The sequence below is a fragment of the Caballeronia sp. LZ003 genome (assembly GCF_031451465.1).
Classification (GTDB): domain Bacteria; phylum Pseudomonadota; class Gammaproteobacteria; order Burkholderiales; family Burkholderiaceae; genus Caballeronia.
On sequence record NZ_JARUXJ010000252.1, the window covers coordinates 1 to 12,425 of the forward strand.

Sequence of the window (12,425 nt, forward strand, 5' to 3'; positions counted from 1 at the left end):
GGATACGGCTGCCGCCATCATTCAGCTAAAGAACGGCGCGGTCGCGACGATTACCCTGTCCGATACGGCAGCATCACCTTGGAGTTGGGACACGTCTTCCGGCGAAAACGCTTCGTTTTCGAAAAATTTCATCGAGAGTCACTTCATCTCTGGGACCGATGCCTCCCTGGCGCTGCCTACCTTGCGCATGTGGCACTACGCGGGCGAACGAGGTTGGTTCCACCCTCTCGCGGATGAACAAGTGCCCTACGCATCCGCAAACCCGTATGTTGAGCAGATGCGCCACTTCGGAGCTTTCATTCGAAAAGAGGAGAAACCGGTTTGCGATGGCTTCGACGCTGCAAAAACGCTTGAAGTCACAGCATCTGTGCGACGGGCTGCCCAATCTGGAGCAGCCGTTCGTTTTGGCTGACCGCTGGCACGGGATCTCGAACTAACGAGGTTTCGCGGAAAGGACTGCTTTATCGTCGGAAGCAGTCTAGGTGCGAAAGAAGTCTCTAGGCCCGCTTTGGGTCGATTTCGCCCGTTGGTCGGGAGGTGAACCGAAGTTCGAGAAGACCATGGCACCAACGGCAAGTGTCGAGAGTTGAAAAGCGGTCCCGCCCGCGGTCAACGAACGTCAGCAATGGCCGACGAAGGTGCATTTATCCTCGATACACAGATGGCCGGCTTCAAGGTGAAACCGACATCGCAAACAAACGCGAATTTCCTCCGCTTCGGCGTGTTACTGAGTTGGACTTGGACGCAAGATACGAGACTTCGTTCTTCCAACGCTTGTGTCCTCGACTGTCGGTGTGTTCGCGAGGCAAACTAGCCTAGACCAGTGAAGATAGCTTTCCTTATTTGGTCGATCCTATTCGCTCGATCGCGTTCGCCAGCTTTTCTGTGACTAAGTGGCTATATCGTTTTGTCGAAACGATCGATAGATGCCCGAGTACCCCGCCGACGGTGAAGAGGTCGACGCCGGCGTTAATCATTTCAGACGCGGCTGCGTGCCGCAAGTCATGGAAGCGCGTCTTTGAAAATCCAGCGGCGGCGCGAGCTGATTCGAAGTGATTGCCGAACACGTTTGCGCTGACCGTGAAGCGGACGTTGCGAGCGAGCACCGCGATGCGTGGATGGATCGGAATTATCCTGGGCATGCCGTTCTTCGTGTCAGTCAGCGCAAAGCCTTTCTTCGTCACCGTCGCACGCAAAATCTCTGACTTGCGCATGCCCGAATAGAACGCGATGCGAATCGCGGCACGTACTTCTCGGTGCTTACACGCTCGTGCGATCAGAAGCATTTCACGGCGCTGTGGATAATGATGGCGTTCGTTGCTCACTGACGGCATGACCATCCTTGCGGTCTGATCCTCGGCGAGCATGCCGACCTTGTGAGCGTACTTGATGGCGGCGCGCAGGTATGCCAGCACGTTCTTGATCGATGCATCAGTCAGCGGCCGCTTGGTCATGCCATGGTGATCTCTCGCAGCGCGCATGGAGGCAGCGATTCGAATTGACCAATCATGTAGATCGAGCGCGTCTTGCTCTGCATATTCGGCGCTCCATTTCTGGAGGATGCGGATACGCTTCTCTGCGTCCTTCCAGCGATCCTTCTTATCGACGACGTGCTTGCGCACGCACTCACCAATCGTCACCGTCGGGCGACGCTCTCCGTTCGCGATTGCGTAGATTTCCGCTTCCCATCGTCTTGCGAGGCCGTCCGCTTCTGCGGAAGAAACTCCAAGAGGGAGAAGCTTTGTTTGACGGATACGTTCGCCCTTGATGATCCGGTTGAATGTCCACCGGTAGCGCTTGCGTCCGTTTTTTGTAACGGTTTCGATTGGCATGATTCAAGGTATAAGAAGAGGGAACGGAGGTCATACACATGCGTTTTGCGCGTGAGCTTAAAACGTTTGATGTACGCTCCACGAGTGTCGAGTCTGCTGATCATCTTCGGTGGCACGCCGAGTATCTCGGCGGCTTCCAATGCAGTTACCCGCTTTCCGGATTCGATAGGCATGTGCTTCCCCAAGGTTGCGGTTACTCAGCGCGGCATCCTTGTCTTACACCTTGATGAAGTGATGTTGATCGTTCAGTGTGTAGAGCGCATACGGATCGAGACCCTCTTCGCCTATATGCCCGACTTTCATGCGATATCTCTGTTCAAAAAAATCCCAGTACCAAATGCTGATCTGGCCTTTCAGGCCGGCGCTTGCTCTTCCTTGAAAGCCTACGATGGCCGTTCCGCAATCTTCTGCTGTGGCGACCCCGCCGCTTCCGGCGATGGCAGTCCCACGTCGACCAGCTGAGGAGATACCGCGAAAGCCAGCGGTCGCTGTTCCGCGAGATCCAACTGATGCGACACCGCGATATCCGGCGACGGCTATCCCATCACTCCCAGCAGATGCTGCGCCGAGTGCCCCGACAATAACGGATCCGCCATCGCCAACAGCGCGATGTTCGCCAATTACGGGGTGCTCGCGAGCGCGGGGCTCGTGTGCGACAAGGTAGTGAGCCGCCTCCTTACTCGTGCCGACGAAGCGCACTTTGCCGCGTGGGAACTTGCAGATGCCTTCAAATTCGACGATCTCATCCGTGATCGCTTCGACGACGAGCCACTTCGCGGTTGGCTCAATATACCCGCCGATGGCATGATCGCCGTGACCGTAAAGCCAACCACGAAGACCGCCAAAGCGGAGCGTTGGCTCCCAGCAGGGCGCTTCCGCAATCGCGCCTATACGCGGCCATGTGTATCCATAGTCGGTCGACATGTCAGCGCGAGATATGCAAAGCAGCAGCGACTTATTCAGATGGACTTGTTTCGGCGGATCGTCTTTAAATGGGAAACCAAGTCGGATGGCGGTTTTGGGATACTGCAGTCGGGGGAAGATTGTCTCTATCATTGGACGCCCAGTTAGTAGACCATAATTTAAAAGATGCTTGATGCAGGTGGAGATCGACGAGTCAGCGCATTATCGCCAGAGCGCGCCCGCTGGTGCCGCTAAGCAGAGGAACCAGATAACCGCAATGCCGACCGCGTACAGCACTATAGAGATGCTTTCCTTGATGCGCGTGTGTGCCTTGACGGAAACGGTTCGGGTGTCGACTTGCAAGATGTTGCGGAGAAGAGCGTTGTCTTTGGCAGCGCGGTTCATTGCGGTCCTCGCATTGATGACTATGTGTATTTCGCAAGGCACAGCCTCTTGCACATTAATTCGAAGCCAGCCGATGAAGAAGTTACTACGCGAAGTCAAATGCCTTGACTGCGAACCGGACAGGCGCATGGACAGTGACAAAAACATCAATCTGGAGGAAAGCTCACAGACCGATAGTCAAGTAAATAACTTCGAGATGTTCATTACTTACTTTGGCGTCAGATCTTCGGTGTGCTCTCATTGAGGCAAGTCCGTTGACGCACTGACAAGTCCCAAAGGTTAACGCGGGACAGGGCGCTTCAAGGATTGCCCGCTGCTTCAAAGCTTGGCGAGACGCCTCGTCACGTTCAAGTGACGCCAATACCTCGTAATCAGTCCATGCCGAAGATTAGCGTAGCGCGAACACGCATGTCAATAGCGTTACGCGAACTCTAAGTCTGGTTTTATCGGAACAATGAATGTGGGCTTTTTGGCTGACTGTATGGATATACAGTATTATTGTCTGAGGAAATATTACCGGAGACGTCAGTGAAGCAAAATCCAACGCGCGAGGAACCCGACGCAGTTTGGTCCCTGTCCATCTCAAAGAGAAACGCGGCCCGCCTAAACGTTGTGGACGCGTCAGATAGATTCAAGCCGAGAGGGTTGTCTACGCTGTCGATTTCGTGGGGGGACGGCGAGATGTCGCAACGGGTAGAAATACGACCGGAGCATCGCAGGGAAATCGCCTTTTGGCTAACTAACCTCGCCAGACGGATTGGGGCGCCCGACTAGCATGCTTTACTTCTTCTGGTCCACGCTTTTGATTGCGCAGGTGCTGGAGTCTCTGTGTTCTCTATGAATGCTTCTGTATGAGAAACGTGCTGCGCTTGCGCTAAAAGTCCTTGAATAAAGCCGATCACTTTCGCTTGCTGCATGGACCCCAGCTCATCCCATCCAGGAACTTCACAGCGGGCGGGGTCGTTGTCCATCCATCCTACTGGCTTGCCAGTCGCCTTTTCAATATACCGTGCCATGTCATCGGCGATGCCGCGCGGCTTCCCTGTTCGCGAGTCTTTTGATGCGTTCAGCCATTGGCGAACTTGAGTTTCGCTTCTTGAGATTATCGAGGCGAGTTCGATGACTCCTCCTACCTCCTCCGCAAGGACGCGTAGCTGATCTTTTCTAATTTCGTGACATGTTTTCATAGGCGTATTGCAACCCATTCCATGCACTGACGGAATTCGCGTAACGCTATTGACACCGTCGTTCGCGATACGCTATTGTTGGCCGATGGACCTTGACGCATTCTTATCTTGTTCTCGCTCGCCAAAAGCCAAGCATTTCGCCGAGATGCTTGGCGTCCCGTCGACGCTTATAAGCCAATGGCGTAACAGGACGCGAGAAATACCAATAAAGCGCTGCGTGGTCATTGAAAGAGCAACGGGTGGGCTAGTGAGCAGACGCGATCTTCGACCTCACGATTGCGAAGAAATCTGGCCGGAACTTTCAGACTGTCCAGGACAAGATAGAACCTATGAAAGCCGCATCAATAACGTTTGAAGCACGTCCGGATGGCGACGATCTCGTGGACGCGGCAGATCGCGCGGCTATCGACGGCAACAAGATTGCCGGCGTTTCGCGCGCCCAAGGTGTCTCGGTCGATGACGTACCTGTGGTGCCTCTGGTTTTGTGTTTCGGTCGCGATGTGGCGATGCAAAAGCGTTCAATCAACGTTAGCGTGAAACGGAGATGCCGCCAATCGTGGACCTTGCCCTGTCGAAACAAGTATGTTGCAGGCACGGCCTACAGATTGACGGCGCAACGCTTCAGTCCATTGAGATGTGTAGGTGGGGTGCGATGATCAGATCCTAGTGATTTGAGTGCCGCTCGCGACAATCAAAAAGGTGTTGTCGGAGAGGGGCAATAAATCGCCACCATCGATGAGTCGAAAATTTTTTGAGCCTAGTCTAGGCTGCGCTGAAAACGGCGACGACCCATAAATCGAATCCTGCGTCACGACAACTCGATAGACGTTACCAGCTCGGTCCCTTGCGTAAAACAATTCGGTGAACATGCGCCTGCACTTTTTTGAGGTTTGGGGGACCCAGATTTTGCTGTGTATCAGAAGGCATTTGGATCGGCAAGCTGATCGATTGGTGCGACTGCTGCGAATTATTGGTTCGATTGGCGGCCTTCGGCGAGCATAGCGGCCGGTGTTTTGGTATGCCATGAAGACCGCGCCATTTTTTGGTGTTTTTTGAGCGTTTGGTCATAACCACTTGAGGTGGCGTGACAGCATGAAAGGACAAAATATGAACTCTGAAAGTGACGATTGAGACCACTGGGCTGGGCCAAGGTCCCGCCACGACCATGGGTCGTGTTGCCATTCACGTAAGTAAATGCTAGGCGTGCGTCGTGTAACGACGCTCGTATCAGTCGATGAGGCGCCATGTTAAGGACCGACTTGTGCCCAGGTCACGAGGTGACAAGCGAGATCGGCTCGATCCACGTAAGCGATGCAGTGATGCCGCCGAGGGAACAAGGCCTGTGGGAGCACCTGCGACTGAAGTACGGCAGTGAGATTGACATCACAACGCTTTGCTCGCGAAACCGTCGATGAGCGCGGCGCCAAACAAATCAGACGGCACTATCAAGTTTTCGTCTGTCTTTCAATCGAACTCGCACATCGTGCAAGCGAGATCTTGCTTATGAAGAGGAGAAGCAAAGATGCATATTGAGAAACACAAGCAGATGCTTAAGCAAGCGACCAGCGAGACGCTGAACGAAGTTGTAACGCAGATCAAAGAGGAGCGCCCGAACGCCTTTCATGTCGAAGCCGGCGCGAACGAAACAGTGTCGCAACGGCGCTTTGCCTATGAACCGGCAACACCATTGCCGATGGCGGGCTTCAATGTCCCACGCAGCGAAGCAGCGGCGGCGATTCAAACCGCTATGCGGAAGTCGTCGGACCAAGGGGCGAAACGGTAGTAGCTATGCAAAGCAGTCTCCAAGATAGCTTTTTGATTTAGTCGTACTACAGACAGGCACGAACGCTAGTGTGCGTCATCAACGCAGTAGACCTTGCGTTTAGATGTCTGCCTAAGAGCGAGAACTGATCGACACGACCTATGGCAAAGAATTCAATTGACGCTTATGGCGCGGCGGGGAAGACAAACCTGCTGTTCTTCGACCCGGACAAGCTGGTGCTGGTCACGGATACGGATTCACCGTTGTACGACCCACGCGTTGATTTACCCGTGAACGTCGATCTTGCACGGAACATCGACTTCCAAGGCGTGCTTCAACCAATCTCGGTGATGAAGAACACCGAGACCGGCGAAACGGAAGTCGCGGTCGGTCGCCAGCGTACCAAGGCAGCTCGACTCGCCAATGAGTGGCGACGATTGCGTGGGGAGCAACCCATCCAGATCCCTGCACAGGTCTATCGCGGCGAGCGGCGAACCGCGCTCACCGCGATCATCGGCGAAAACGAGCTGCGCGACGCTGATACACCGCTCGGTCGAGCGGAAAAGATGCGGCGTGTGATGGCACTCGGCTATAGCGAGGGTGAAGTGGGGACGATATTCGGATGCTCGACGGCTACTGTTCGCGCCACGATCGCTCTTCTCGAATGCTGCGGCGATGTCCGTCGAGCGGTCGAGAGCGGGCGCATCAAAGTCACCCACGCTCGCCAGCTGTCGCGCCTAGAGCCGGATGCACAGCGTGAAAAGGTGCGGGAATTGATTGCCGCTGGCGAGAATGTGACGGGCCATGCGCGCGCTCGCGCTCAACGCGCCGCTATTGGCGAGCGCTCAACTCGGATGCGAAGCCGCAAGGAAGTCCTGAAGGAACTGCAGGTTTCGTCGGGTGAGCGTGCGGAAGCGTTGCGCTGGGTGATGCAGGTTGCACAGCAGGAGGACGGTGAATGACGACATTGGAGCACGAAGCCCAGTCCAACGTGCAGTCAGAGGCCGAGACCCAACGAGACCAGCGCGCGTCGGAGCCTCGAAAGATTTGCATTAGCTGCGGAGCAAAGCAAAACGACGACGGCTCTCTGCCGTGCGGTCACGACAACAACCTGTGAGGTCATCGATGACTCAAGTCACCCCGTTCATCTTCGATGGCGCGCCTGTGCGCGTCGTCCCCATCGACGGAGAAGCTTATTTTGTCGCACGCGACGTCGCGTTGACACTGGGCTACGTTAAGCCAGAGAACGCCATTCCGACGCATTGCAAGGCTACCCTGAAACGGGGTATCCCCACGCCGGGCGGTATCCAAGAGATGACGCTCATTCCCGAGCGCGATGTCTACCGTCTGATCATGCGCTCACGACTTGCGTCTGCCGAGCGATTTGAGGAGTGGGTCGTAGGAGAAGTTCTCCCGTCAATCCGCAAGACGGGGGTTTACTCACACGAGGCAACCACTTCGGCAAAGCTGGCCGGCGAGTTGGCGATCGCCGAATGCTTCACACGGCTTCTTAAGCCGTCTCCGTCCAGCCAGATCGCAATGCTGTCTCATATCGCAAAGAACCACGGCCTGGAGCCGGCATTCCTTCCTGCCTCCGCCGTTGACGCTACCCCGGATTCGACAATGGGCAGTTCGATGGAGACGAGGCCAATAACGGATTTGCTCGTCGCGCATGGAATCTCAATCTCGCCTCGCACGTATAACCGTCTCTTGGCGGATGCTGGGATGCAAGCCGAGCGCACGCGCCGCAGCTCCTCTTCTCGTGCAGTCAATGGAACGAGGCGCTTTTGGGCGATCACCGAGGCGGGGCTGTTGTACGGCAAGAACATCACCAACCCGAATAGCCCGCGCGAAACCCAGCCGCATTGGTACGTGGATCGGTTCACCGATTTGCATGCGCTCGTCTCGTCACGGGTCGTTGGAGCTTCCACGTGAGTATCAAAGTTCAAACAATGGTCTGGGATCGTTACCCGGGCGAGGATCACGAGCTCCTACTCGCTCTGAAACTCGCGGACTACTGCGACGACAACGGCGAGCATATTTTCCCGAGCATCGAAACGTTGGCTCAAAAGACTCGTCGTTCAGCACGGGCGGTTCAATACCAGATAAAGAGCATGGTTCAGCGCGGTTGGTTAGTTCAGGTCGCGAACGCTGGCGGAGGTCGGGGAAAGACATGCGAGTACCGCATTAGTCCTGGTTGGATAAACGGTGCAGAGATTGCACCCTTAGTCGGCCCCAAAAAGGGCGCAACGGTTGCATCGTTTTCAAAGGGTGCAAAGGATGCACCCAATGCAAAGGGTGCAATGAGCGGCAAAAAGGGTGCAACGAACGACGTAAAGGGTGCAACGAACGACAGTAAAGGGTGCAACGGGTTGCACCCGATTCACCAAGAACCATCAGAACCATCAGAGAACCACCAACCTGCGCGACGTGCGTCGCGAGTTGCGTCGCATGAGCAGATCCGAAATCTCGAACTGCCCGACGAGATCCCATCGGCCGTCTGGGCAATGTGGTGCGAGCACCGCGAGGCGAAGCACAAGGACGCCCCATGGACGCGAGTAGCGGCTGCTGTCTCGGTCAAACGTTTGCTTGCGCTCGCAGCGGGCGGCCAGTCGCCCGAGGTGACGGTCGAGGAGGCTGTGCTTCGTGGCTGGACGGGGCTCTTCCCCGTGCGAGCTGAGACGCTCACGCAGGCATCGCCCGGCGGCGCGAGAACGATCGCTGCGGACTGGTGGCGAACATCAGGGGGCATCGAGGCGCGCGCCGAGCAGCTTGGCGTACGGCAGGGCGATGGTGAACTGTTCATGCGCTTCAAGGCGCGCGTGTTCAAGGCGGCCGGTCCGGGCGAATGGATGGAGGACATGCTGCGGACAGTGGGGCGGGAGAGCGAGGAGCGCTACGAGGCGCTTTACGCTTACTTCAATGATATCCCGCGCGATCGCAATGGCAACACGGAGGCGGCATGAGCGAGTCCGGCCAAGACCGCTCCGCCATGGATCCGCAGCGTGACCTCCTCGGGGCAGAACTCGGTGCGAACCAATGCCAAACCTGCCGATTCGCAGTCACGAATTCGGCCCGCGAGCGCATGCATCAACTGGCCTTTCAAAACTGTTTGCTACTGCCCGACTGGCACTACGTGTCCGGACATTCGACGTGTCGTTTCAATCCTGTTCGTTGGAGTTCAACATCATGAACGCTCAAAAGCTCGCGCGCGCGGTCGTGTTCGACGTGTTGCTCGTCATCTGCCTGTACCTGTGGATCGAGGGTGGTCATGCTTTCGCACGGGATGTCGCCATCGCCTATCTTTGCGTCATCGCTGAAATCATGTGGATCGCTGCCTTGCTCGTGCCTGCGACGGATTACGAGCACGGCTATCCCGTAAATGCCTTCTACGACTTCGTGTCGACGACGGCCATCTTGGGCATTCTCGCCTGGCAGCGCGAATTCATCGTAGCGATGCTACTCGGCATCCCGTACTTTCTCACCTTGGCAAAGCGGGAGGTGGCGCAAGCATGGTGAAACGCTGCTCATCCTGGCCCGTGTACGTGCCCGCAGGTACAAAGAACGTCGGCACGGCGCGCGTACGCGAGGACATGACTGTCGGTCGAGATTCGCAGCAGCGCGCACTTGCGCAGAAGTACGGCACACAGCCAAACAGCGAAGTCGACGAGATCATGTCCGGTTTCGATCCGGTAGTGTCTCAAGTATTGGCGGCGCGCGGCGCGGCGACATCAGGCGAGGCCGCAAGAAAGGCACTCCAGGCGCTGGGCCGGCTTCGCGACGGCGAGCAGAACGCAACCGAGCGCCGTTACGAGGCGCATCTTGAACAGCAACGGCGCTCAGGCGAAATCCAGTGGTACATGTTTGAGGGCATCAAGCTGAAACTTGCGCCGAGGACCTTTCTGACTGTGGATTACGTGGTGTTGCCTGCGTCCGGGGTGTTGGAGATGCACGACGTGAAGGGTGCGCGTGCCATCTTCAGCGATGACGCCAAGGTCAAGATGAAGGTCGCTGCATGGATCTTCCCCCTCGTTTTCAAGGTGGTATATCCGAGAAAAGCGCGCGACGGCGGCGGTTGGGATGTGGAGGAAATTTGATGAACAACTCGCAACCGGAAGCGTTCTGCATACGCAAACACGGTGGTTTGCGCATCCAAAGGATGGAATCGGTGCGCGCAGTACGAATGGGTTTGGCAGAGGAAATCGCATGAAAGCGATGCAAGCGATGGTACTGACGGTACAGATTCCCGTTGTCGGTCTCGTAACAGAAAAGGGAATGCGCGGCCGCTACACCTATATGACGAACAAGACGTCATTAGAAACGATGGTGCATGGCTTGCGCCGTGTGCGGCATCTTGATCACAGCGGTGAGGAATACAAGGTCAAGGCGCTGGCTTTTATCCCTGTGGGATACCGCGGCTCGATCCAAAGATCTGATTGGGTCAATCACGAATACGCATGGGTCGATTGCCTTTATGCGAGTAACTGGAAGTCGCTTGAGGCGTTTCGCGATAGCGGCGATCACACATGGATGGCGCCGGATGCGCCGATATCGGAAGGAAGCAAGGTATGACACCAGCAAGATTTCAAGCGGCGCTGAGCGGGCAATCTGCGATTGCGAAGAAAGTGCTGGAGATGGTGCCGAAGCAAGACGCATGGTCGCGCAACGAGATCGCGATGCATCTGCGGCGAGTGACGAAGAGCTCGCCTGATGTCGCGGTGCTCGATGGGTGCTTGCTTCGGTTGCAGGACGCTGGTTTGGTCCGCGAGAAGTTCAAGGGGCGCTTTCAGCGCGTGGAAGTAAGAGAAAAGGAGAGCATGGTGACCGTAGCAGCGAAACAAATCGAATCCAGCTCAGGGGGTAGCGTGCCGAGCCATTCGGTGCTCGACATTCTGTCCGCGCTTTCCGGTCGCGCGCGCAAGCTCGCCGGGGATCTGACGGAGCTAGCCTCTGACGTGGAGACCGCGGCGCTGACGATCGAACAGCGGCAAGCACAAGACAGCGCCGACCTGGCGAAGCTGCGTCAGTTTCAGGCGCTCTTCAAAAGTCTCGCCTAGGAGCCGCCATGAAGACGCCGCACACCTGCTGCGCCCGAGGGACGCGCGTTCGCGTAGTGCTGCGCAATGGAGACGTGATCGTCGATCGCTTCGTGGAACGCACGGGCAAGTTCGTCGTGCTGGCCAAGCACCGGATTCGTGGGGGTGAATTGAAGTCGTTCGGGATCTATAAAGGGGCGAGCCGGTGAGCTATCAATTATTCCGCGTTGGAAAATGCTGGCATTTCCGCTTCCAGGTGAACGGCGCGCGGGTGCAACGCAGCACACGCGAGAGCGTCAAGCACAAGGCCGAAGTCGTGGCGGCGCGCGCCTACCACGACGCCAAACTATGGTCGAGAGGACGCGAGCCGGTGCCGACGCTGCGCGAGTTGTTTGTGAAATGGATCGGGGCTAACGAGCCGATCGTGAGCGGCGCGCATATTAAATCGATGCGAACCGTCGCCCGTTTGCATCTGTATAAGCTCGGCGATGTTTCAATCGATCAGTTGACGAACGAGGCAATCGAGCAGGCGCGTCTTGAGTATTTGAAGACGCACAGCCGGGCAAGCGCGAACCACTGGCTCAAGTCGATCAAGGTCGTGTGCAACTGGGCGGTTCGGCGCAACATCCTGCCGATGGTGCCGTGGTCGGTGAAGCTGATCAAGCTGCAGAAGCGGCCGCGTACGACTTTGCCTATTTCGATGACCGCGAAGTGGCTGATCGAAGTCGATGCTGCGGCCGCTCGGCGGCCGGGTGTTTCGTTCGCCGTGCGGTTGATGCTCGGACTAGGGTTGCGCGAAATGGAGACCATCACGGCGCGTTGGGAGTGGCTCGATTGGGAGCGCGGCACCTATACGCCAGGCCGGACCAAGGGGCGCGAGGCGGACCCCGTGCCTGTCCCGCAATGGTTGCTCGACTATCTGCAACCCACGCGCCAGGCGTGCGGACTGATCGTCACGCGCACGAACGGCGAGGCGTTCAAGCCGGGTTTTACGCGTCGAGCGATGTTCGCCGCAAACGCCGCATGTGAAGTGGTCGGGCTCACACCGCACCGACTGCGAGGCACGTTCGCCACGCTTTTGAGCGAACAGGGTGTTCCCATCCAAACCATCCGGCGCGTGATGCGCCACAAGGATGCGCGTACGACGATGGTGTACCTGGAAGCTGACCTGGGCTCGGTTGTCGATGCGCAAGCACGATTGAGCGAACGAATGGGCTTGGTCGATCTCGCGAAACGCAAAGTAAGTGGCGAAAAAGTGGCGAAGAGCATCGCTCAAACCCTTGTCGTTACTGAGTTTGCA

At 56.8% G+C, this 12,425-nt stretch carries 17 protein-coding genes; 13 read left to right on the forward strand and 4 right to left on the reverse strand.

Annotated features, from left to right (window positions below; genetic code table 11):
- The coding region (locus tag QCE79_RS38040) for a Gfo/Idh/MocA family oxidoreductase (RefSeq protein ID WP_309854004.1) at nucleotides 1-412 on the forward strand (412 nt) is incomplete at its 5' end.
- A gap of 427 nt (nucleotides 413-839) precedes the next feature.
- Here QCE79_RS38040 and QCE79_RS38045 read toward each other — a convergent pair.
- The 4 genes from QCE79_RS38045 to QCE79_RS38060 all read right to left on the reverse strand — a co-directional run bounded on the left by QCE79_RS38045 (nucleotide 840) and on the right by QCE79_RS38060 (nucleotide 4,327).
- The gene (locus QCE79_RS38045; protein ID WP_309854007.1) at nucleotides 840-1,832 is read right to left on the reverse strand and encodes a site-specific integrase; all 993 of its coding nucleotides are present in this window, start codon (nucleotides 1,830-1,832) and stop codon (nucleotides 840-842) included.
- A gap of 216 nt (nucleotides 1,833-2,048) precedes the next feature.
- Entirely contained in the window at nucleotides 2,049-2,888 is an 840-nt protein-coding gene (locus QCE79_RS38050) for a hypothetical protein (protein ID WP_309854010.1), read from the reverse strand.
- A 69-nt stretch (nucleotides 2,889-2,957) separates the two neighbouring features.
- A complete protein-coding gene (locus tag QCE79_RS38055) occupies nucleotides 2,958-3,140 on the reverse strand; it encodes a hypothetical protein (protein ID WP_309854014.1) in 183 nt (60 codons plus the stop codon).
- 770 nt (nucleotides 3,141-3,910) lie between these two features.
- Entirely contained in the window at nucleotides 3,911-4,327 is a 417-nt protein-coding gene (locus QCE79_RS38060; RefSeq protein WP_309854017.1) for a hypothetical protein, read from the reverse strand.
- 85 nt (nucleotides 4,328-4,412) lie between these two features.
- Here QCE79_RS38060 and QCE79_RS38065 point away from each other — a divergent pair, with 85 nt between their 5' ends.
- From QCE79_RS38065 to QCE79_RS38120, 12 genes are all read left to right on the forward strand, one after another.
- Nucleotides 4,413-4,682, forward strand: a complete 270-nt coding sequence (locus tag QCE79_RS38065; protein ID WP_309854020.1) for a YdaS family helix-turn-helix protein — start codon at nucleotides 4,413-4,415, stop codon at nucleotides 4,680-4,682.
- Nucleotides 4,657-4,983, forward strand: coding sequence for a hypothetical protein (locus QCE79_RS38070; RefSeq protein ID WP_309854056.1), 327 nt, complete (start codon nucleotides 4,657-4,659; stop codon nucleotides 4,981-4,983). Before QCE79_RS38065 ends, QCE79_RS38070 begins: the two co-directional genes overlap by 26 nt.
- 866 nt (nucleotides 4,984-5,849) lie before the next feature.
- Complete coding sequence (locus QCE79_RS38075) at nucleotides 5,850-6,110, forward strand: hypothetical protein (RefSeq protein WP_309854024.1); 261 nt, start codon at nucleotides 5,850-5,852, stop codon at nucleotides 6,108-6,110.
- A 140-nt stretch (nucleotides 6,111-6,250) separates the two neighbouring features.
- Nucleotides 6,251-7,051 carry a ParB N-terminal domain-containing protein gene (locus tag QCE79_RS38080; RefSeq protein ID WP_309854027.1) on the forward strand — a complete coding sequence of 267 codons (801 nt, stop codon included), beginning with the start codon at nucleotides 6,251-6,253 and terminating at the stop codon, nucleotides 7,049-7,051.
- Between the two features lie 163 nt (nucleotides 7,052-7,214).
- Nucleotides 7,215-8,024 (forward strand): BRO family protein, encoded by an 810-nt coding sequence (locus tag QCE79_RS38085; RefSeq protein ID WP_309854030.1) that lies wholly within the window; start codon nucleotides 7,215-7,217, stop codon nucleotides 8,022-8,024.
- The gene (locus QCE79_RS38090; RefSeq protein WP_309854033.1) at nucleotides 8,021-9,055 is read left to right on the forward strand and encodes a helix-turn-helix domain-containing protein; all 1,035 of its coding nucleotides are present in this window, start codon (nucleotides 8,021-8,023) and stop codon (nucleotides 9,053-9,055) included. The genes QCE79_RS38085 and QCE79_RS38090 overlap by 4 nt, the downstream gene beginning before the upstream one ends.
- Before the next feature lie 223 nt (nucleotides 9,056-9,278).
- The gene (locus QCE79_RS38095) at nucleotides 9,279-9,608 is read left to right on the forward strand and encodes a hypothetical protein (RefSeq protein ID WP_309854036.1); all 330 of its coding nucleotides are present in this window, start codon (nucleotides 9,279-9,281) and stop codon (nucleotides 9,606-9,608) included.
- Nucleotides 9,602-10,186, forward strand: coding sequence for a hypothetical protein (locus tag QCE79_RS38100; RefSeq protein WP_309854039.1), 585 nt, complete (start codon nucleotides 9,602-9,604; stop codon nucleotides 10,184-10,186). The genes QCE79_RS38095 and QCE79_RS38100 overlap by 7 nt, the downstream gene beginning before the upstream one ends.
- 109 nt (nucleotides 10,187-10,295) lie before the next feature.
- Nucleotides 10,296-10,661, forward strand: a complete 366-nt coding sequence (locus tag QCE79_RS38105) for a hypothetical protein (protein WP_309854042.1) — start codon at nucleotides 10,296-10,298, stop codon at nucleotides 10,659-10,661.
- Nucleotides 10,658-11,146 (forward strand): hypothetical protein, encoded by a 489-nt coding sequence (locus tag QCE79_RS38110; protein WP_309854045.1) that lies wholly within the window; start codon nucleotides 10,658-10,660, stop codon nucleotides 11,144-11,146. Before QCE79_RS38105 ends, QCE79_RS38110 begins: the two co-directional genes overlap by 4 nt.
- Before the next feature lie 8 nt (nucleotides 11,147-11,154).
- Nucleotides 11,155-11,334, forward strand: a complete 180-nt coding sequence (locus QCE79_RS38115) for a hypothetical protein (RefSeq protein ID WP_309854048.1) — start codon at nucleotides 11,155-11,157, stop codon at nucleotides 11,332-11,334.
- The coding region (locus QCE79_RS38120) for a site-specific integrase (RefSeq protein WP_309854053.1) at nucleotides 11,331-12,425 on the forward strand (1,095 nt) is incomplete at its 3' end. The genes QCE79_RS38115 and QCE79_RS38120, both read left to right, overlap by 4 nt.

Bases quoted from the DNA above. Each gene is read 5' to 3' on its own strand.
- QCE79_RS38045 (WP_309854007.1), bottom strand. From the start codon at position 1,832: ATGCCAATCGAAACCGTTACAAAAAACGGACGCAAGCGCTACCGGTGG.
- QCE79_RS38050 (WP_309854010.1), bottom strand. From the start codon at position 2,888: ATGATAGAGACAATCTTCCCCCGACTGCAGTATCCCAAAACCGCCATC.
- QCE79_RS38055 (WP_309854014.1), bottom strand. From the start codon at position 3,140: ATGAACCGCGCTGCCAAAGACAACGCTCTTCTCCGCAACATCTTGCAA.
- QCE79_RS38060 (WP_309854017.1), bottom strand. From the start codon at position 4,327: ATGAAAACATGTCACGAAATTAGAAAAGATCAGCTACGCGTCCTTGCG.
- QCE79_RS38065 (WP_309854020.1), top strand. From the start codon at position 4,413: ATGGACCTTGACGCATTCTTATCTTGTTCTCGCTCGCCAAAAGCCAAG.
- QCE79_RS38070 (WP_309854056.1), top strand. From the start codon at position 4,657: ATGAAAGCCGCATCAATAACGTTTGAAGCACGTCCGGATGGCGACGAT.
- QCE79_RS38075 (WP_309854024.1), top strand. From the start codon at position 5,850: ATGCATATTGAGAAACACAAGCAGATGCTTAAGCAAGCGACCAGCGAG.
- QCE79_RS38080 (WP_309854027.1), top strand. From the start codon at position 6,251: ATGGCAAAGAATTCAATTGACGCTTATGGCGCGGCGGGGAAGACAAAC.
- QCE79_RS38085 (WP_309854030.1), top strand. From the start codon at position 7,215: ATGACTCAAGTCACCCCGTTCATCTTCGATGGCGCGCCTGTGCGCGTC.
- QCE79_RS38095 (WP_309854036.1), top strand. From the start codon at position 9,279: ATGAACGCTCAAAAGCTCGCGCGCGCGGTCGTGTTCGACGTGTTGCTC.
- QCE79_RS38100 (WP_309854039.1), top strand. From the start codon at position 9,602: ATGGTGAAACGCTGCTCATCCTGGCCCGTGTACGTGCCCGCAGGTACA.
- QCE79_RS38105 (WP_309854042.1), top strand. From the start codon at position 10,296: ATGAAAGCGATGCAAGCGATGGTACTGACGGTACAGATTCCCGTTGTC.
- QCE79_RS38110 (WP_309854045.1), top strand. From the start codon at position 10,658: ATGACACCAGCAAGATTTCAAGCGGCGCTGAGCGGGCAATCTGCGATT.
- QCE79_RS38115 (WP_309854048.1), top strand. From the start codon at position 11,155: ATGAAGACGCCGCACACCTGCTGCGCCCGAGGGACGCGCGTTCGCGTA.